Consider the following 19660-nt stretch of genomic DNA (forward strand, 5'->3'; position numbering starts at 1 on the left):
CCCGTGACCCGGGCCGCCACCTCGGTGTAGTCATCATCGGGGAACAACGCCAGCCCCAACGTCAGATACACGGCCACATGCGCCGGCAACTTCCCGTCCGACCGCCGCTCCCGCACCCCACACACCTCGACCGCGGCGTCGACCTCCTCCCGCGACACCCGCGAGATCAACACCCCGAGCGTGACCTGGTCCGGCCGCACCACCGCATCCACCGACATGACCCGGAATCAGAACAGCCAACCCCGTCGGCCCGCAGCCCGCCACGCCGCACCACCCGACAGCATCCACACAACCGCAGACCACACCCCAAGATCAACTTAAGCTACGCAGCATTGGGCCTTCGGCCGTCCACTCCTTCTTGAGGGTCCGGTTCACATCCAACGAGATGACGGCATAGCTGAGCGTCTTGAGAGCACGAGGCAAGTCCTCCTCCAGGAGGTTCGCCAACTCTGTGATCTCTTTCTCCCACCGCTCGACGCGACGGTTGTACCGCTGGACTCTTGGTATGACGAAGATCTGCACGAGGGCGGTCACCACGAGAGTGATCAACCCTCCCAGGAGAAGGTTCACGCTTCCATCTTCCGGCAGCTGATCAACGGGGAGTACCACCATCCGTACAGCAAGCCAGTCGGCGCAGGCAGTCGGAGATCGACCAGTGGAAGACACTGCTAGCAGGCCAGCGACGGCTAGGGGACGTTGGACCAGCGGTGGCCCCGTCAAGATCAACGGGCATAGATCCGGCACAACCGTGCCCCCGGCGGGGCGCCAACCTGCACCAGCCCTGGCGGCAGCGATGCGCCGCGCCTGGTTGCCGCCCCCGTTTACCCCCCGAAAACCCCTGCCAGCGATTGACCAGCGGCGACAAGTAATGATCACCTTGCCCGATCGTTTGCGCAGGTCAGCGCCAAATACTGACAGTCGATGACAACGCCAAGAGCGCAGGGTTCGAGGAGCGTAGGTCGACGGTTCGATTCCGTCAGGCGGCTCCATGGAAAGGCCCAGGTCACCGGCTTGATCGCCGATCTTGACCTGGGCCTTTTGCTCGTTGTCGCCGAGCCGAGCAGCCAAGCGAGCAGCCAACCTGCTCACGGGACCACAGCGCCCCTCCAACCATGACGCGGCTTCCCGCGCAACCTCGGGGGCCACGTGTGCACAGATGTTGAGAGTGGCGCTGATCTGTCGTCGCCGCGCCGCTGCTGCGTCTGCTGGGTCGCCACGACCCGGTGTCGGAGGCCGTCGCCCCGGACCCGAAGCGGATCGGTAGCTCCCCGCTCGTCACTGCAGCGGTTCGGCACCCTTCGGGGACAGGGGGTCTCCGGCACCGACCACCATGCTCGACGGAGCCACCGCCTGCGCACCGGCAGGGACCGATGCCGGGAAGGGTCCGCTCACCGGCGGAGCCCCCGAACAACGTCGACCCGGCCATGTCGACCCCGACCACGATCAGCTCTGGGAGCACCATCCGCAGCCGCCGCGCGGTGCCCACCAGGGTGGTGCCGCTGCCGGTCCGATCCCCCACTGTCGGGGCGTGAGCACCCGCTGAGGCATTGTGGTCGTCGGCGCACGGGCATAGACATGCGAGGGCCGTATCCGCCGATTACAGTCTGTCGCGTGTCCAGCCGGGGTGAGGTGTCAGCTTGGCTGCCGTCGGTCGACGGCATTCGGGAGGTGCTGCACGCCCACTTCACCGATCACATCTACCCGATGCACACCCACGACACCTGGACCTTGATGGTGGTCGACGAGGGTGTCGTCAGATACGACCTCGACCGGCACGAGCACGGCGCGTTCCGAAAGGTGGTCACCTTGCTGCCGCCGAACGTGCCGCACAATGGTCATCCGGCGACCGCCAAGGGCTTCCGGAAACGCGTCCTCTATCTTGACCCGGCGCAGCTGGGCGAGCACCTGGTCGGTCGTGCGGTCGACCGGCCCGCGCTCGACGACCCCGTCCTGCGGTGGTGGATCGATCGGATGCACATGGTGCTGGCCGATCCCGGCAACGAGTTGACCGCCGAGGCGCATCTCGCATTCGTCTCGGAACGCTTGCAGGCCCATCTGGAACGGCGGTCGCCGCTTCCGGCGTTCACGGTCGACGACGCACCGCTCGCGCACCGGCTCCGTGACCTGCTCGACGAGCGGTTCGTCGCCGGTGTGACGTTGCGGGAGGCATCAACGGCGTTGTTCGCCAGCCCCACCTATCTGGTCCGGGCGTTCTCCCGGGAGTTCGGCCTGGGTCCGCACCAGTACCTGATCTCCCGCCGGGTGGATCTGGCCCGCCGGCTGCTGCTCGAAGGCACCCCGGCTGGGGAAGTCGCCACCGCTGTCGGCTTCTACGACCAGTCGCATCTGGGGCGGCACTTCAAGCGGATCCTGGGCTTCAACCCCGGCCAGTACAGCGTCGGGGGACCGCGTCGCAGGCCAGGACGCGTCGCCGTACGAGCGCCGGAACTGCTCGCGACGCGGTGAGGCCCGAGGGGACGACGGGAGGACGGGGCGGGGATCCGGGTCGATAGCTTTCCGGGCGTCAGACACGCGCTGATTCGCCCGGAAACCTCGGAGGCCGGCATGACCCAGGCGCCATCCGTCCAGCTCTCCACCGGCCCGCCCGGTACGCCGCTGGGATCGCCCAGCGCCGGGCAGCCATGGTGGAACCGTCAACGGGCCTCGACCATGCCAGCACACCGGTACACCCGTACCGAGCCGCAAATGCCGCTGGTGATTCCGGATCGATCCTGGCCGTCGCGGGAGCTGGTACGGGCGCCGCTGTGGGCCTCGGTCGACCTGCGCGACGGGAACCAGGCGCTCGCCAACCCGATGGATCCGATTCGTAAGGGCAGGATGTTCGACCTGCTCGTGAAGCTGGGCCTGAAGCACATCGAGGTCGGCTACCCGTCCGCCAGCGAGGCGGACTTCGAGTTCGTCCGCGAATCGGTGACCGGAGCCCGGACGACGTCACCATTTCGGTCTTCACCCTGGCGACCGCATTCGCACCTCCAACAACCACGGCGAGGACTTCGTCGTGCGGTCCGCCGCATGAATAGGGGAGACGCCATGATCGACGAGATCAGATGAGAGCTGTGCGTCCTTCACTTGGTGGCAGCATGGGTGGGTACGTCCGGCTCCGATTCGGCGGCGGCGATGCTCGGGCGGATCTGGCCGCTGACCGCCAGGAGCGCGCCGACGACCATGATCGCGGCTCCCACCACCTGGAGGGGGTGGAACGTCTCGCCCAGGAAGAGCATCGCGCAGGCGATGCCGAAGATCGGCACCGCGAACATGGTCATCGTCGCCGTCGACGGGCTCACCGATCGCAGGCCCCAGTAGAAGCAGAGGTAGGCGATGGCGGTGGGACCGATGGCCAGGTAGACGACATTCACCCAGCCGTACCCGGGTACGGCTGCCCAGTCGGCGTCGGAGATAGACGGGATTGCGAACAGGGCCAGCATCGACGCGCCCACCGCGGTGCCCGCCGTGGTCGCCCGCAGCGGATCCATCTGCACGAGCACCCGCTTGGAGGTGATGCTGTAGGCAGCCCAGGCGACCGCGCCGAGCAGGTAGATCAGGTCCCCGGTGAGTCGCCGGCTGTCAAGCGAGGTGCCCGGCCCGAGGAAGAACACTGCGGTGCCGCCGAGGCCGAGCAACAGCCCCCAGGTCCGCCGGGCGGAGGGGCGCTCCTGGCCCATGAGGAGCAGCACGCCGGTGGTGATGACCGGGCTGAGGACCGGCACGATGATGCTGCCGTCGATCGACGGCGCGAGCGACAGGCCCCAGAAGAAAAGCAGGTTGTACGCGAACACTCCGAGCAGGCCGACCGCACCGGCCCGGAACCAGTCCCGCCGGGTGAAACTCGCGCCGTTGCGGCGCAGGACCAGCGTGATCAGCAGCAGGACGATCGCACCGCCACCGAAACGCAGTGTGGCCGCGATCGAGTGCGGCAGGTGGCCGACCACCACCTTCGAACTCGCGAAGGCGCTGCCGAAGAGCGCCATGGTGGTGAGCAGACTGAGATGTGCCTGGAGGAGCGCATCCGGTCGATCGTTCGTACCGCCCGATGCCGCCGGCATCCGTGCCGAGGTCATGGGTGCATCTGGGCGCCCTTGAGCACCTTGTCGACGGCGTTGCGCGGGCCGTAGACGGCCATCCCGACGAGATCCAGATGGTCACGCCCGACGGCCTTGACCGCTGCCCGGTTGGCCCTGTCGTTGTTGGTGCGGAACAGGTCGGAGGTGAACACCGACAGTGGCAGGTTGCGATCCACCGCCCGCTTGTGGGCCGTGGTCAGCAGCTCCTTAGATCCGACGAACACGAGCACGGGCTGCCGGAACATCGGCAGGTACGTGGTGTCGTCGGCGTCGGCGTAGGGATCGCCGATGACCTCGGGTGCCGCGGTGCTGATGCCACTGACAAGAAAGGCGGTCATGTTGAGGCGTTGCCAGATCTGCAGATCGTCGCGGAGGAGGACGGCGATCTTCGTGTCGAAGCGCACGGGTTCGGTGCTGGTCTCCATATGGCGATTGTTTCGCTCTCGGCGGGCAGCGGTCTTGTACGAAATTGCCTCGCCGCACCGGCCCCGACGGAGTGGATCGCTCGGGGATCCGGCAGGGAGCACAAGCCCTAGAATCCGCGGTCTGCGGGCCGGCGGACGCGGAACCTGAGCGGTCCGACACCTTGCTGCAGGCTGGCCATTCGTCACGTGGAGGCACCATTTGCCCCAGGCATCGGGAGGTGCTGAGCGTGGAGGATTGGGCAGAGATCCGACGGCTGCGGCGGTCGGAGGGCATGGCGATCCAGGCCATCGCGCGGCGGTTGAGGATGTCTCGCAACACCGTGAAGAAGCCCTCGCTAGCTAAGGGTCGACTATGAGTGACTGGCGTTGACGAGCTGATGATGGCGTCTGTGCAGGTCGGCGATGGGTTATGACGATCAACGACAAGCCCAGGACCGCGACGTTCGGTAAGTGTAGGTCGACGGTTCGATTCCGTCAGGCGGCTCGGTGCGATGCCCTGACCGGCGAAAGCGCTGGTCAGGGCATCATTTTTATCGATGAAGATTTGAATCGGCCCCGAGAACGCCCCCTGGTGCCGGCTGATTGGAGTCAGATCGGGACGTCGTGCGAGCGTGGCCGGCCGCCGGTGACGATGCACCGCGGACGAGCCGTGAGGTGCGGACACAGTTCCGGGTAGGCCATTGGTCACGTCGTCCAGCCGGACCAGAAGTTCCCCCAGCCGGGAGCGGACTGTGGTCCCGGTTTCTCGGATGGGTGATGCCCGGATCGGCGGCACCTGGTCGCTCGGTAGCGTTGTGTCCGATCACCGATCTGGCGGAGGTTCTTTGTGGGGCGGCTGGTGCTGACGGCTGATGAGGCGGCGGTGTGCGAGGCCGTCGGGGTCAGATCGTTTGTGCAGGCCCGTTCGCTGGTGGCGAACGGCGCTCTGGCCGAGGTGAGCTGGGACCCGCGTTCCGGCCGTGGGCGGGCTGCCGTACAAGGCGAGAGATCTGGTTGGGTGACGGTGACGGTGTCGGTCGTCGTCGGCGCCGACGGTGCGCTCAAGAGCGTCAGCGGCGCATGCACGTGCTCGGCAGCTCCGGTGTGCGCGCATCCGGCTGCCTTGGCGTTGATCGTCTGCACCTCCGAGGGGTCCAGACCGGAGCCGGCGTCGTCGTGGGAGTTGGCGTTGGCTGGTCTGGTCAGCGTGGACAGCCCGGCCGTCGTGCCAGGTTCTGCGGAACTGGCGTTGCAGTTCGAGCTTGAGGACGGTGACGGCCGGGGAAGGTGGCGGATCGCGCTCCGGCCGGTCGTGCCGGGCAAGAGGGGCTGGATCCGCGGCGGTGTCTCGTGGGGGACCCTCGGCTTCGAGTACGTTCCCGATTCACCGCACACGCAGCATCACGTGGATCTCTTGACGGAGTTGCTCGCGCTGGCGGACGAGGAGGTTAGCGACCCGTACGCACACCGCTACTACGGCTCGGGTCAGCGCGTCGTGTACCTGGATGAGTTTCGTAGCCGGCGGGTGTGGGACGTTCTGGCCGAGGCGCGGGAGGCGGGGCTGCCGCTGGTGCAGAGCGGCCGGGCCGCGTCACCGGTTCAGGCATCGGCACGTCCGGTGCGATTCTCGGTGCGGGCCGATCGAGTCGCAGCGGGCCTGCGGCTACGTCCGGCGCTGGCCGACGGCACGGAGACGATCGATCCCGAGAAGTTGATCGTGGTCGGGCGTCCGGCGCACGGCGTCGCCTGGTGGGGTACGACGGGGCCGGGTTCCTCGACTGATCCGGGTACCCTACGGCTCGCGCCCCTGGCGAGACCCCTGCATCCGCGGGCCATGGGGGCGCTTGTTGCGCCAGAGATCGTCGTTCCCGCCGCCGAAGAGCCTCGTTTCCTGCGGCAGTACTATCCGGGGCTCGTCCGCCAGGCCGAGGTGGTGCCGGCCGACGAGACGGTGAGTCTGCCTGAGCTGGGGAAGGCGGTGCTGACGCTGTCGGTGCAGCCGCTACCGGAGCACCGCATGTCGTTGTCCTGGGACTGGGTCGCCGTCGTCGGTTCGGAGAACCAGGTGGAGCCGCTGCACGCCGATCTGCACCACGACTCCGACCGGGCCGCGACGCTGCAACGCGTCACAGCTCTGCTGGCGGACTCGGCGTACGGGCTGACCGAGCGGATCCCCGCCGGACGGCGGCTGCTGGCGCATGCCGTCGTCGCCGACGACGCCATGCTGCGGCTCGTACGCGATGCGCTTCCCCGACTCGTCGAGATGGACGGCGTTGACGTGGCCGTCAAGCCGCATGACGACGTTCCGGAGTATGTCGAGACGCAGGAAGCCCCGGTCGTTTCGTTCGCGAGCGCGACCGGGGGCAGCGCCGGCACGCAGGACTGGTTCGACCTGTCCGTCCGGGTCACCGTCGATGGTGAGGAGGTCGGCTTCGAAGGGCTGTTCCTCGCGCTCGCCGCCGAACAGGAGTTCATGATCCTGCCCAGCGGTCGCTACTTCCGGCTGGAGCAGCCAGAGTTCCGGCAGCTGCGCGACCTGATAGCGGAGTCCCGCGAGTTGGAGGACGCCCCGCCCGGTGTGCTGCGGGTCGGACGCTTTCAGGCGGGGCTGTGGCAGGAGTTGTCCGAGTTGGGCGAGGTCACCGGTCAGGCGGCGGTCTGGCAGGAGTCCGTGCGCGGGCTCAGCGACGTCAAGGCTGGTCCCGCCGATCCGCCACCGGTGGGGCTGGACGCCACCCTCCGGCCGTACCAGCTGGAGGGCTTCCGATGGCTCGCCACTCTGCACCGGCATGATCTCGGCGGTGTGCTTGCCGACGACATGGGGCTGGGCAAGACACTCCAGGCGCTGGCCCTGATCTGCCATGCCGTCGAACGGGCGCCCGCCGGTGCCCCGTTCCTGGTGGTCGCCCCCGCCAGTGTCGTCAGCAACTGGGCTCACGAGGCGGCGCGCTTCGCCCCGCATCTCACCGTCACCCCCATCGTTCAGACCGGCGCGCGTCGGGCCGGCACGCTGGAACAGACGGTCGCCGGATCGCACGTCGTGGTCACGTCGTACACGCTGTTCCGGCTCGAGTACGACGACTACGCGGCGTTGCCGTGGACCGGACTGATCCTGGACGAGGCGCAGTTCGTCAAGAACGCCCAGTCGCAGACGTACCGGTGTGCGAAGCAGTTGCCGGCTGTCTGCAAGCTCGCGATCACCGGCACACCGATGGAGAACAACCTGGTCGAGTTGTGGGCCCTGCTCTCCATCACCGCCCCGGGCCTGCTGCCCCGGCTCGACCGTTTCACCGACTACTACCGCCGGCCGATCGAGAAGGACCACGACGAGGAGCGGCTCGCGCAGCTACGTCGCCGGATCCGCCCGCTCATGCTGCGCCGCCGCAAGGCTGAGGTGGTCACCGAGCTGCCGGCCAAGCAGGAACAGGTCATCGAACTGGATCTGAACCCCAAGCATCGCCGGATGTACCAAACCTATCTGCAGCGGGAACGGCAGAAGGTCCTCGGCCTGCTCGGCGACATGCAGAAGAACCGCTTCGAGATCTTCCGCTCGCTGACTCTGCTGCGCCAGGCCAGCCTCGACCTGACCCTGGTCGATCCGAAACACCACGCCATCACGTCGACGAAACTCGACGCGCTCCGCGATCAGGTCACCAATCTCGCGGCCGAGGGGCACCGGGTTCTCATCTTCAGCCAGTTCACCCGTTTCCTGGCCACCGCCCGTCAACGTCTCGAGGAGGCCGGCGTCACCTGCTGCTATCTCGACGGCAAGACACGGCGGCGGGCGGAGGTCATCGCCGACTTCAAGAACGGGACGGCGCCGGCCTTCCTGGTCAGCCTCAAGTCGGGCGGTTTCGGGCTGAACCTGACCGAGGCCGACTACTGCATCCTGCTGGACCCGTGGTGGAACCCGGCGACCGAAGCTCAGGCGGTCGACCGTGTTCACCGCATCGGCCAGACGCGGACGGTCATGGTCTACCGCCTGGTCGCCAAGGACACCATCGAGGAGAAGGTCATGGCGCTTCAAGCCAGGAAGGCCGAGTTGTTCAGTAGCGTCCTCGACGGCGGAGAGTTCGCCTCCGCCGAACTGACTGCCGCTGACATCCGCAGCCTGCTCGACTGACTCGTGCCCAGGGCTGTCTCGTCCCGCCCGTCTCCACATGTCCTTGAGGCGGTGCTGGAGCGGCTGACGTACGTCAACGAGGAGACCGGGTACACCGTCGCGCGGGTGGCGACCGGGCGTGGTTCAGATCTGCTGACCGTGGTCGGCGCGCTGCTGGGGGCGCAGCCCGGTGAGAGTTTGCGGTTGCAGGGGTGGTGGTCGTCGCATCCGCAGTACGGCCGCCAGTTCGAGGTCCTCTCGTACACGACGGTCCTGCCCGCGACGATCCAGGGCATACGCCGCTATCTGGGGTCCGGTCTGGTGAAGGGTATAGGTCCGGTGTTCGCCGAGCGGATCGTGGCGCACTTCGGTCTGGACACGTTGCAGATCATCGAGGAGCAACCGGGCCGGTTGGTGGAGGTGCCGGGTCTCGGCCCGAAACGTACCGCGAAGATCACCGCCGCCTGGGCCGAACAGAAGGCCATCAAGGAGGTGATGGTGTTCCTGCAAGGGGTGGGGGTGTCCACGTCGATCGCGGTACGCATCTACAAGAAGTACGGCGACGCCTCGATCGACGTCGTGCGTCACGAGCCGTACCGGCTGGCCGCGGACGTGTGGGGCATCGGGTTCAAGACCGCCGACACGATCGCGCAGGCCGTCGGGATCCCGCACGACAGCCCGCAACGGGTCAAGGCCGGGTTGCAGTACACGTTGTCGGAGGCCACCGACAACGGGCACTGCTACCTGCCCACTCCGCACCTGGTCGCGGACGCGGTGAAGATTCTCGATGTGCCCGCCGGGCTGGCCATCAGCTGTCTCGATGACCTGGTCGGTGAGGAAGGCGTCGTCAGGGAGAGCCTGCCCGGCCCGGACGGGCCGGTTCCGGCGGTCTACCTGGTGCCGTTCCACCGCGCCGAACAGTCCCTGGCCAGCTCGGTGCTCCGGCTGCTCGGCGATCGTACGGACCGGATGGCGCAGTTCACCGGCGTCGACTGGGGCAGAGCACTGACCTGGTTGAAGGCCCGTACCGGCACCGACCTGGCACCGGAGCAGCAGCAGGCCGTCCGGTTGGCGCTGACGTCGAAAGTCACCGTGCTCACCGGCGGTCCCGGTTGCGGAAAGAGCTTCACCGTCCGTTCGATCGTCGAACTCGCCGCCGCCAAGAAGGCGAAGATCCTCCTCGTCGCACCGACCGGCCGGGCCGCGAAACGCCTCGCCGAACTGACCGGCCAGCCCGCCGCGACGGTGCACCGGCTGCTGAAGTTGCAACCCGGCGGTGAGCCCACCTACGACCGGGACACCCCCTTGGACGTGGATCTGCTGGTGGTGGACGAGGCGTCCATGCTCGATCTGATCCTGGCCAACAAGCTGATCAAAGCCGTACCGCCCGGGGCGCACCTGCTACTGGTCGGTGACGTCGACCAGCTTCCGTCCGTCGGCGCCGGTGAGGTGCTGCGGGACCTGCTCGCCGCGGACGGGGTCCCCCGGGTCCGGCTGACCCAGGTGTTCCGGCAGGCCGCGGACTCCGGTGTCGTCAGCAACGCCCATCGGATCAACGCCGGTCGACCGCCGGTCCTGCAGGGCATGAGCGACTTCTTCCTGTTCCCCTGCGACGACACCGAAGCTACGGCCGCTCTCACCGTCGACGTGACGTGCACCCGAATAGCGAAACGATTCGGCCTCGACCCGCGACGTGACGTGCAGGTACTCGCGCCCATGCACCGGGGCCCGGCGGGTGCCGGTGCGCTGAACATCCTGTTGCAGCAGCAGCTCACTCCGGCCCGCGAGCATCTGCCGGAACGGCGGGTCGGCGGCCGGGTGTTCCGGATCGGCGACAAGGTCACCCAGATCCGCAACAACTACGACAAGGGCGTGGCCGGAGTCTTCAACGGCACCGTCGGCGTCGTCACCGCCCTGTCCACCGACGAGCAAACCCTGACGGTACGCACCGATGAGGACGAACTCATCGACTACGACTTCGATGAACTCGACGAGCTGGCTCACGCGTACGCGATGACCATCCACCGCTCCCAGGGTTCGGAGTACCCGGCGGTGGTCATTCCGATCACCACCAGCGCGTGGATGATGCTGCAACGCAACCTGCTCTACACCGCCATCACCAGGGCGAAGAAGCTCGTCGTTCTCGTCGGCTCGCGTCGGGCGCTGGCCGCGGCTGTCCGCACCGTGGGCGCGGGCCGCCGCCACACCGCCCTCACACACCGTCTCAACGTGAATCCCCACCCGTGAGAACCGGTTGCGAACGGCGCAAGTCTCGTCGGTCCAGGTGCCGCCGCTGGAGCTTTGTTGATTCTTGTCATCGTCACGCACCGGTCGGTCGCCGCGGCACTGCACCTCCGCTGGGATGACCAGCCTCTTGCCGCCGGCCATGAGCGCGCCGAGCTCACCGGCGACGGTGTCGTAGCCGTTCGGCAGTGTCGTGATGAACTCGTGCGCTCGGGCGGCCCGGTGCCGTGGGGCGGTGAGCGTGACGGGCTTGACTCCGTTGTGCAGCGTGTCGGTTACTGATGGCGACGTAGTCGCCCCGCTGCGTCGGACTGCTACCCTGCCACCGATGAGAACGAAAATGAGTTTCAAAGTCATGACTGCTGCGGTGGTGCTGGTCCTCGCCGGATGTTCGAGCGGCGAGTCCCCCGGCTCGTCCGCGCCAGTGGCGTCAACGGGGCCGGGTGGCACGACGTACCCGTTCACGATGAAGAACTGCGGCACCGACGTGACCATCAAGGCGGCACCGCAACGGGCCGTCACGCTGAACCAGACGGCAGCCGAGATTCTCATCGAACTGGGGGTGGGTGACCGGGTCGTCGGGTCCGGTTACGAGATCTACAAGCCACCGGCAGAGTTGGCCGAGCCGTACGGGAAGATCCCGCAACTGGCGCCGCGCGGTCTATCGATCAAGCACGAGAAGCTGTTGGAGGCGCAGCCGGAGTTCGTCTACAGCGGCTTCGCAAGCTTCCTCACCGCAGAGACGGGCGGCGAGCGTAAGCAACTACACGACCTGGGCGTGCCGACCTACGTCACCGAATTCGACTGCACCTACCACGCCGCCGTGGAGGGCGCGAACTTCGACATGCTGTACGAGGAGTACCGCGATCTGGCCAGGATTTTCAACGTCGCGGACGCGGGCGAGAAGCTGGTGGCCGAACAGAAGGCGATCGTGGAGAAGGGGGTGAGCACCGTCGAGAACAAGGACAAGCCGCTGAGGGTCCTGTGGTTCTATTCCACCTACAACGGCACGCCGTGGGCGGCCGGTCCCGGCGGCCTGCCCCAGCACATCTCCGAGCTGGTCGGGGTCAAGAACATCTTTGACGACGCGAAGGACAAGTGGATCGAGACGAGCTGGGACGAGGTCGCCGCCCGGAATCCCGACGTCATCATCCTGGCCGATCTGACCCGGGGCGAACCCAACGACACCGCGGCGGAGAAGATCGAACTGCTCAAGAAGGACCCACTCACCAGCAAGCTCGGCGCGGTGACCGGTGACCGGTTCATCACCCTCCCGGGTGCCCAGATGGACCCCTCCTACGGCACCGTGAGCATCGTTCCCCCTCTCGTCGAAGGCCTGAACAAGTTCCGGTGAGCGGTCGACAACCATGACAACGAAACTGCACCCGCCCGTTGGGCGCGCAGACCCGATCGTCAGCCACAAACCGGCGCCATCGGGTCTGCGGCGCGCCTCGGCCGCGGCCATCGTCCTCCTGACCGTGGCCGGACTGTTGGCGTCGATCATCGCGGCGTCCCTGTTCGGCAGCGCGAACATCAGTCCTGGCGATGTCGTCTCCACGATCCTGCGGCACATCGGCCTGGGTGAGATCGCCCCGAACCCGCCACTGCCGCCATTGCTCGACGCGCTGATCTGGGAGTCTCGCTTCCCACGAGTGCTGCTCTCCGCGGTCGTCGGCGCAGCACTGGCGGTCTCGGGCGCGGTGCTGCAGGCCATCACCAGAAATCCCTTGGCCGACCCCTACCTGCTGGGGGTATCTTCCGGCGCCTCGACCGGGGCGGTGGCCGTGCTCCTGTTAGGTGTCGGCGGCGGTGTCTCGCTGTCGACCGGGGCGTTCGTCGGCGGTCTGGTCGCCTTCGGCCTGCTGCTGGTCCTGCTCGGTGGCGGGCGCGTGGCCAGCCCCACCCGCGTGGTGCTCACCGGCGTGCTCGTCTCCCAGTTCTTCGCCGCGGTCACCTCGCTCATTCTCATGATCAATGGGGACGCGAACTCCACCCGTGGCTTCACCTACTGGCTGCTCGGCACCCTCGCGGGTGCCCGGTGGGAGGGGGTCACGGTCACTGCCGTCATCATCCTCATCGGCCTCGTCGCCATCCTGTTCTTTGCGCCATCGCTGGACGCCTTCACGTTCGGCTGGGACTCCGCCTCCGCCCTGGGAATCAATGTCGCCGCGGTCCGCATCTGGCTGATGGTGCTCACCTCGCTCATCACGGCCGCCGCCGTGGCGTCCTCCGGAGCGATCGGCTTCATCGGGCTACTCGTCCCGCATGCCGTCCGCATCCTGACCAGCCCGATGCACCGCTCGCTGCTTCCCCTGTCCGCGGCCGTTGGCGCCATCCTGCTCATCTGGGTGGACACCTTCGCCCGGACCGCGTTCTCGCCGTATGAGCTGCCCGTCGGCGTCATCACCGCCCTTCTCGGCGCGCCGGCCTTCGCGCTGGTCCTCAAGCGCCTGGAGTCCTGATGGGCCGCATCAACGCCACCGAACTCTCCTGGTCGGTCAAGGGTCATCGGCTGCTGGACAACATCGAGATGGCCGCCCAAGACGGAAAGGTCGTCGGGCTTCTCGGTCCCAACGGCTCGGGCAAGTCGACACTGCTGCGCCTGCTCGCCGGATTGCGCCGCCCCGACACCGGCGCCGTCGAGTACGACGACACCAGCCTGCGCGACCTCAGCCGCCGCGTGCTCGCCCGGCGGCTCGCCGTCGTCGAGCAGGACGTGACCGCCCACAACCACGTCAGCGTCCGGCAGGTCGTCGAGCTCGGCCGCACGCCGTTCCGGGGCCGCTTCGACGCACTGACCGAGCGCGATCAGCAGATCATCGATGCGGCGCTGGACCGGGTCGGCATGACCGACAGGCAGCGCCAGAGCTGGCACACCCTCTCGGGAGGCGAGAAACAACGCGCTCAACTCGCCCGTGCCCTCGCCCAGGAGCCCCGGGAGATCCTGCTCGACGAACCGACCAACCACCTCGACATCCGCTACCAGCTCGAACTGCTCGACCTGCTGGGATCGCTTGAGGTCACCTGCGTGGTCGCCCTGCACGACCTCAATCTCGCTGCACGCTACTGCCACCACGTCGTCGTTCTCGATCGCGGGCAGGTGGTCGCCGCCGGCACGCCCGAAACGGTGCTCACCACCGGACTGATCAAATCGGTCTACGGCGTGGAGGTGCTCGTCGACCGGGAGCCCACCACGGGCATTCTCCGTATCACCTACCTGGCTGCCACCGCCCCGCGAACGGCTGATGCGACAGCCGTCACGGGTTGACGTCATCCGTGACTGGAGAACGATTCAGATGCATGACAGTGCTGTGGAAAGCCCTCCCACGCCGACCCCCCTGCTGCGAAGCCCCTCCTTCGTGCGGCTCTGGACCGGCACGATGGCCTCCGGCGTGGCGACGTGGGCACTTCCGTTCATCCTCGGTCTGGCAGTCCTCGACCGGTCGTTGACCGGAGTCGGGCTCGGAGTGCTCCTGGCCACGCGCACAGCGGGTTTCCTCGCCGCCATGCCGGTCGCCGGTGTGCTGGCCGACCGGTACTCCCGGAGGAAGACGGTGCTCTGGTCCGGGCTGATGGCCGCCCTCGCCACGCCCGTCATGGCGGTGAGTCTGGACCGGTCGCTGTTGGTGGCGGCAGCCGCGGCGTTCGTCGTGGGCGCTGGGCAGGGCGCGTGCCGTCCGGCTTTCCAGGCACTGACCGCCGAGGTGGTCGCCGAGCCACAGAGGCAGCAGGCCAACGCCGCGATCACCCTCGCGGTGCGGGTCACCACCCTGGTGGCGCCGACACTCACCGCGCTGCTCGCCGTGGCCGTCTCCACCCCGGTGCTGCTGTGGGGGGTCGGCGCCCTGTGGTTGGTGGCCGCGTTGGCTCCTCCCGCCGGGAACGATCCGCCCGAACCTTCGACCACCAGGCCCAACATCCTGGCCGACTTCGCCGACGGCATGCGTGAAGCCCGTAGGCATCCCTGGTTCGTCGCCGGCCTTGCCGCGTTGACTGCGGTGATCGCCACCGGATACTCGGCCACCTTCGTGGTCCTGCCACTGGTCAGCCGGGACCGCTTCGGCAGCGAGGCCGTGCTGGCCGCCGCGATGACCACCTATACGATCGGCGCCCTCGTCGGCGCCCTGATCATCGGGAGGTGGCGGCCCCGGGCCCAGGGCTGGTCAGCGCTGGCCGGACTTGCGCTCTACGGACTCGTGCCGCTGAGTCTGCTACTGCCGGTGCACCCCGCAGTGATCTTCGCTGCGTATGTATTCGCCGGCATTGGCATCGAGCTGTTCAACGTTCCCTGGTTCACTGCCACCCAGCGCGAGGTCGAGCCCACCAAACTTGCCCGGGTGTCCTCACTTGACTTCTTGCTCTCCTACGGACTCGCGCCGGTCGGCCTTGCGCTCATCGCACCCGCGATCGACCAGTTCGGCGCAACCGTGGTGCTGGCGGTCTGTGCGGTGGTGTGCTTTGCCGCTCCAGCGGCTGCGGCGATGGTTCCCTCGTCCCGAGGCTTCTCGGCGCCTGAGGGAAAGTCGAACGCATGATGGCCGTGGTCAAGGGCTTGCCGTCGGCCCCTGAGTCCCGTGCTGCGGCAGTAGGGTGAGGCGGTGCCGGCGCTGCGGCGGACGCGCCCTGCGGTGGGTTGTGTGACGCCTGCGAGCAGGTGCAGCAGCGTACTTCAAAACAACGATTGTCATTTGCTTATAGTCGGCCGGGTGCGGAGTGGTTGGGCAGTTCTGTTGCTCAGCGGGGCGTGTCTGATTTTGGTGTGACGCGGACGTGTGCGCGTTCGCCTTGTCTGCCGATGAGGCTGAGGAACTCGACGGGGCCGGAGCTGGTGGCGCCGAACCAGTGGGGGGTGCGGGTGTCGAACTCGGCGGCCTCTCCGGGATGCAGGGTGAGGTCGTCGTCGCCGAGGATCAGGCGCAGGGTGCCGTTGAGGACGTAGATCCAGTCGTAGCCCTCATGGGTGCACAGGTTGGGTACGCGGTTGTCGTCGCCGGTGGGCAGGACGAACTTGTAGGCCTGGATGCCTCCAGGCCTGCGGGTCAGGGGTAGGACGGTTGATCCGTCGCAGACGGCGATGGGGCGCAGGTTGACGCGGGGGTCGCCGGTCAGTGGGGCGTCGACGAGTTCGTCGATGGTGACGCTGTGGGCGCGGGCGAGCGGGAGCAACTGCTCGAGCGTGGGGTGCCGCAGGCCAGCCTCGAGCCGCGACAGCGTGCTGACGGAGATGCCGGTCTCCTCGGCCAGGTCGGTCAGGGTGATGTTGCGGCGCTGCCGTAGCTGCTTCAACCGCGGGCCCACCGCGTCCAGGGTGCGATCCAGGTTCTCATCCACGTCCCCATTTTGCCATTCGGCAAAGATCTTTGCGCATATGCGTTGGAGGGCTCAAGCTCAACTCAGCACCGGCGAAGACGGGGAAAGGCCAGGCCAGCAAGTGGTGGAGCAGCAAGGGTCGTGCGGGACGTGGTCGTGGTCGGTGGCGTCGCGGATGGTCGCCCGCGCCGATGTGTTCGCCGGTATCGGCATCACCGCCACGCAGCACCCGGAGGGTTCCGTCGTCGCTGCTGATGAGACCGGCCGGACCTCGGTGCCCGGGGTGTGGGTGGCCGGTAACTCCACCGATCTGTCCGCCCAGGTCGGTGCGGCCGCCGCGGGCGGCGCCCGGACCGCGGCGCACCTCAACGCCGACCTCGTCGCTGAGGACACCGACCGGGCGGTTGCCCGGCTGACGAACGCGGAGAACCTTCGATGACGCACAGCTTCGACCGGGCCTACTGGCAGCAGCACTGGCAGCAGGCGCACGGTGACCGGCCCGGCTCGATGGCCGGCAACCCACCCAACCCGTACCTCGCCCAAGAGGCCGCCGGCCTGGCCCCAGGGACCGCCCTGGACGCCGGGTGCGGCGCCGGCGCCGAGGCGATCTGGCTGGCCTCCCACGGCTGGCAGGTCACCGCCGCCGACATCTCCGCCGACGCCCTCGCCCGAGCCGCCGACCGCGCCACCACCAGCGGGCTGACGGAGACCATCCGGTGGGTGGAGGCGGACCTGACCGCCTGGGAACCGGGCATGCGCTTTGACCTGGTCACCACCCACTACGCGCACCCCACCATGCCGCAACTCGCCTTCTACCGGCGCATCGCCGACTGGGTGACTCCCGGCGGCACCCTGCTCATCGTCGGACACCTCCACACCCCGGAAACCACCAGCCACGGGCACGGGCATCACCCTCCCGCCGAGGCGACGGTCACCCTCGCCGACATCACCGCCAGCCTCGACGCGGCCGAGTGGGAAATCGTCACCGCCAAGGAATACCAGCGCCCGGTCCCCGTGCCCGGCGGCCAGACGGTCACGCTGCACGACGTCGTCGTGCGCGCCACCCACCGCCCCTGAACCCACCTGCTCTGCGACGCCGGGACCGAGGTCCACCCCGGCGTCGTACCTCATCGCGCCCTTTGGAAGGAACCCCCATGTCCGCCCCAGACAACTCCCGGAGCGTGAGCGTCGCCGACGCGACGATCCACGACCCGCGCCAGCGCCGCGCGATCCTGATCGCGGTGTGCGTCGCCCTCATGGCGGTCATCGCCTCGGTCTCTGGGCTCAACGTCGCCCAGCCGCAGGTCGCTGTCGCGTTCGACGCCTCCCAGAGCACCGTCCTGTGGATGATCAACCTCTACACCCTGAGTCTGGCCGCGCTGCTGCTGCCGCTCGGCTCCCTAGGTGACCGGTGGGGCCGCAAACCGATGCTGCTCGCCGGCCTGGCCCTGTTCGGCGTCGCCAATGCGGCGGCGGGCCTGGCCATCTCTTCCGAAATGCTGCTCGCCGCCCGGCTGCTCGCCGGGGTCGGCGCCGCGATGATCATGCCGGTCACTCTGGCCGTGATCACCTCGACGTTCCCCGACGAGCAGCGCTCGAAAGCGATCGGTGTGTGGAGCGCCGTCGCCGGCGGCGGCGGCATCCTCGGCATGTACCTGTCCGCGGTGCTCGTCGACTGGGGGAACTGGCGGTGGCTGTTCGTCCTGCCGGTCGTGCTCGTCGTCGCGGCCGCCGCCATGGCCCTGCGCACCGTTCCGAACTCTCGCGAGCAGTCGCAGCACCGTTTCGACATGGTCGGGTCGCTGACGTCGGTGATCGCCGTGGTCGCGCTCATCTACGTCCTGCACGAAGGCCCGGTCCACGGCTGGACCGCACCGCTCACCGTGGCCGGCCTGCTCGTCGGCGTCGTCACAGCCATCGGGTTCGTGGCCTGGGAACTACGCCAGGTGGCGCCCCTGCTCGACGTGCGCCTGTTCCGCGACCGGCGCCTCGCCGCCGGCTCGCTGGCCCTGCTGGCACTGTTCGGCGTCCTAGCCGGGATCTTCGTCGTGTTGTTCCCCTACTTCCAGGCCGTCCTCGGCTGGTCCGGGCTGCGTTCCACCCTCGCGCTGATGCCCATGGCAGTCATGATGATGCTCGCCTCCGGGCTCGCCCCCCGGGTGGCCGCCCGCGCCGGAGCCCGCGCGACGATGGCGGCCGGGATCCTGCTCGGCGGCGCGGGACTGGCGCTGATGGCCATCCTCGTCTCCGTCGACGGCGGCTACCCGGCGATCCTGCCCGGCATGCTCGCCATGGGAATCGGCTTAGGCCTGGCCCAGACCCCCTCCACCGAAGCCATCACCTCCGCCCTGCCCCGCGAGCGTCAAGGTGTCGCCTCCGCCCTCAACGACGTCACCCGGGAATTCGGCACCGCCCTCGGCGTCGCACTGCTCGGAGCAGTCCTGACGGCCGGTTACCGCAACGCCATCAACGGTCGCCTCGACACCATCCCCACCGACACCGCCGACACCGCCCGCGAGGGCATCGCCAACGCCATCGACACCGCTGACACCGCCGGCACCCAAGCACCTGCCCTCATCCGTGCCGCCCAGGAGTCGTTCGTCTACGGCTGGCAACATGCCATGTGGGCAGGGGTCGCCGTCATGGCGATCCTGTTCGTCTACGTCCTGGCCCGGGGTCCTCAACGGACCGTTGCCACCACACCGGCAACCGTATCGAAGCCGACCAGCGACACCGTCGCCGGGTGACACCGGCCCGCGCACGCGCAGGTCCTGCATCCCCACGCGGGCACGCTTGTTCCCATGCTTCTCAAGGGCCGAGTTCGGAACTGCCTACCGCGGTGGCCTGGGCCAGCGCAGCGGCCGTGCTCGGTCGCGTTCAGGGCGACGTCACCGTAGTGCATCCCCATGATGACCTGGAGCATCCCAAGAGCATCGCATGATGCCGCTGGCCATCGAGTGTCAAACGCTAGATGACAAGTCCAAGGCCCCGGCGGTCGAGGAGCGTAGGTCGACGGTTCGACTCCGTCCGGCGGCTCGGTACAGAAGCCCAGGTCATCGGCCTGGGCTTCGCCGTTGCCCAAGGTCGACGACAGCACCGCCGCCCGTGCCGGTCCGTAGATCATCCGCGCCCCGTGCCGCGCCCTCAGACGTCATGGCGGTCAGCAGCAGCGGTTCGCTGGGACAGCTCGCGGCGCAGCAGGTCGCGACCCGGAGTCATGCAGGCGAGCGGAACGACGATCTCGTACGGCCGGCTCTGTCCATGCCCGGCCCGCTGCCACCGCTTCCTCGCAGGACGCGCCTGATCCGGGTCTACCGGCTCAATCACCAGGAACGCCACCAACCCCCCTGCGGATCCCAGCCCTGGCAATGTTCGACCAAGCGATAGACAGGGTGAGGTCGTAGAGCCCGTCCCATGGCTCGTGGAATCCGGGGCGATCTGACCGGTAAATGACCTGTACCACGGTGGGTTTTGGGCGCGCGGGGGTGGCCCGGCGTCGGTGGGTCGACGCGGGTGGG

The 19660-nt window shown here is 68.0% G+C and carries 16 protein-coding genes and 2 pseudogenes; 12 read left to right on the forward strand and 6 right to left on the reverse strand.

The features are described 5' to 3' along the window. Together GA0070215_RS27010 and GA0070215_RS27015 are read right to left on the reverse strand one after the other, a co-directional pair. The coding region (locus tag GA0070215_RS27010; RefSeq protein WP_208600272.1) for a transposase domain-containing protein at positions 1–218 on the reverse strand (218 nt) is incomplete at its 3' end. A gap of 94 nt (positions 219–312) precedes the next feature. Further along, positions 313–570: a hypothetical protein gene (locus GA0070215_RS27015; protein WP_141708264.1), complete on the reverse strand. Its 258-nt coding sequence runs from the start codon at positions 568–570 to the stop codon at positions 313–315. 1041 nt (positions 571–1611) lie between these two features. Between GA0070215_RS27015 and GA0070215_RS27020 the strand changes: the two genes are divergently transcribed. Both GA0070215_RS27020 and GA0070215_RS27025 read left to right on the forward strand, forming a co-directional pair. Beyond that, complete coding sequence (locus tag GA0070215_RS27020) at positions 1612–2466, forward strand: helix-turn-helix domain-containing protein (protein ID WP_091051499.1); 855 nt, start codon at positions 1612–1614, stop codon at positions 2464–2466. A gap of 99 nt (positions 2467–2565) precedes the next feature. Continuing rightward, positions 2566–3072 (forward strand): hypothetical protein, encoded by a 507-nt coding sequence (locus tag GA0070215_RS27025; protein WP_091051503.1) that lies wholly within the window; start codon positions 2566–2568, stop codon positions 3070–3072. A gap of 14 nt (positions 3073–3086) precedes the next feature. Here the strand turns inward: GA0070215_RS27025 and GA0070215_RS27030 are convergent, their stop codons facing one another. Continuing rightward, on the reverse strand, positions 3087–4079 hold the full coding sequence (locus GA0070215_RS27030) for a DMT family transporter (RefSeq protein WP_341845031.1): 993 nt from the start codon (positions 4077–4079) through the stop codon (positions 3087–3089). After that, complete coding sequence (locus tag GA0070215_RS27035; protein WP_091051507.1) at positions 4076–4507, reverse strand: DUF2000 domain-containing protein; 432 nt, start codon at positions 4505–4507, stop codon at positions 4076–4078. Before GA0070215_RS27035 ends, GA0070215_RS27030 begins: the two co-directional genes overlap by 4 nt. A gap of 218 nt (positions 4508–4725) precedes the next feature. Here GA0070215_RS27035 and GA0070215_RS28230 point away from each other — a divergent pair. The 7 genes and pseudogenes from GA0070215_RS28230 to GA0070215_RS27065 form a co-directional block, all read left to right on the forward strand. Continuing rightward, positions 4726–4833, forward strand: a pseudogene (locus tag GA0070215_RS28230) (helix-turn-helix domain-containing protein); the annotation flags it as partial. Between the two features lie 500 nt (positions 4834–5333). Then, a complete protein-coding gene (locus tag GA0070215_RS27040; RefSeq protein ID WP_141708265.1) occupies positions 5334–8609 on the forward strand; it encodes a DEAD/DEAH box helicase in 3276 nt (1091 codons plus the stop codon). A 3-nt stretch (positions 8610–8612) separates the two neighbouring features. Continuing rightward, positions 8613–10835, forward strand: a complete 2223-nt coding sequence (recD2, locus tag GA0070215_RS27045) for an SF1B family DNA helicase RecD2 (protein WP_091051513.1) — start codon at positions 8613–8615, stop codon at positions 10833–10835. Positions 10836–11160: 325 nt separating this feature from the next. Then, positions 11161–12186 carry an ABC transporter substrate-binding protein gene (locus GA0070215_RS27050; protein ID WP_244167166.1) on the forward strand — a complete coding sequence of 342 codons (1026 nt, stop codon included), beginning with the start codon at positions 11161–11163 and terminating at the stop codon, positions 12184–12186. Positions 12187–12199: 13 nt separating this feature from the next. After that, positions 12200–13294: a FecCD family ABC transporter permease gene (locus tag GA0070215_RS27055; RefSeq protein WP_208600434.1), complete on the forward strand. Its 1095-nt coding sequence runs from the start codon at positions 12200–12202 to the stop codon at positions 13292–13294. Continuing rightward, positions 13294–14100, forward strand: coding sequence for an ABC transporter ATP-binding protein (locus tag GA0070215_RS27060; protein ID WP_091051519.1), 807 nt, complete (start codon positions 13294–13296; stop codon positions 14098–14100). Before GA0070215_RS27055 ends, GA0070215_RS27060 begins: the two co-directional genes overlap by 1 nt. A 28-nt stretch (positions 14101–14128) precedes the next feature. Beyond that, positions 14129–15367 carry an MFS transporter gene (locus GA0070215_RS27065; RefSeq protein ID WP_091051522.1) on the forward strand — a complete coding sequence of 413 codons (1239 nt, stop codon included), beginning with the start codon at positions 14129–14131 and terminating at the stop codon, positions 15365–15367. A gap of 199 nt (positions 15368–15566) precedes the next feature. Here the strand turns inward: GA0070215_RS27065 and GA0070215_RS27070 are convergent, their stop codons facing one another. Then, positions 15567–16163, reverse strand: a complete 597-nt coding sequence (locus GA0070215_RS27070) for a helix-turn-helix domain-containing protein (RefSeq protein ID WP_026267935.1) — start codon at positions 16161–16163, stop codon at positions 15567–15569. A gap of 142 nt (positions 16164–16305) precedes the next feature. Between GA0070215_RS27070 and GA0070215_RS27075 the strand changes: the two are divergent. The 3 genes and pseudogenes from GA0070215_RS27075 to GA0070215_RS27085 form a co-directional block, all read left to right on the forward strand. Beyond that, a pseudogene (locus GA0070215_RS27075) lies at positions 16306–16581 on the forward strand (thioredoxin reductase); the annotation flags it as partial. After that, positions 16578–17219, forward strand: coding sequence for a class I SAM-dependent methyltransferase (locus GA0070215_RS27080; protein WP_091051529.1), 642 nt, complete (start codon positions 16578–16580; stop codon positions 17217–17219). The pseudogene GA0070215_RS27075 and the gene GA0070215_RS27080, both read left to right, overlap by 4 nt. A gap of 77 nt (positions 17220–17296) precedes the next feature. Beyond that, on the forward strand, positions 17297–18889 hold the full coding sequence (locus tag GA0070215_RS27085; RefSeq protein WP_091051533.1) for an MFS transporter: 1593 nt from the start codon (positions 17297–17299) through the stop codon (positions 18887–18889). A 397-nt stretch (positions 18890–19286) separates the two neighbouring features. Here GA0070215_RS27085 and GA0070215_RS28245 read toward each other — a convergent pair whose 3' ends face one another. Then, positions 19287–19481 (reverse strand): hypothetical protein, encoded by a 195-nt coding sequence (locus GA0070215_RS28245; protein ID WP_141708268.1) that lies wholly within the window; start codon positions 19479–19481, stop codon positions 19287–19289. Positions 19482–19660: the final 179 nt, after the last annotated feature.

Origin of the sequence: Micromonospora marina (assembly GCF_900091565.1) — a bacterium.
GTDB lineage: Bacteria > Actinomycetota > Actinomycetes > Mycobacteriales > Micromonosporaceae > Micromonospora > Micromonospora marina.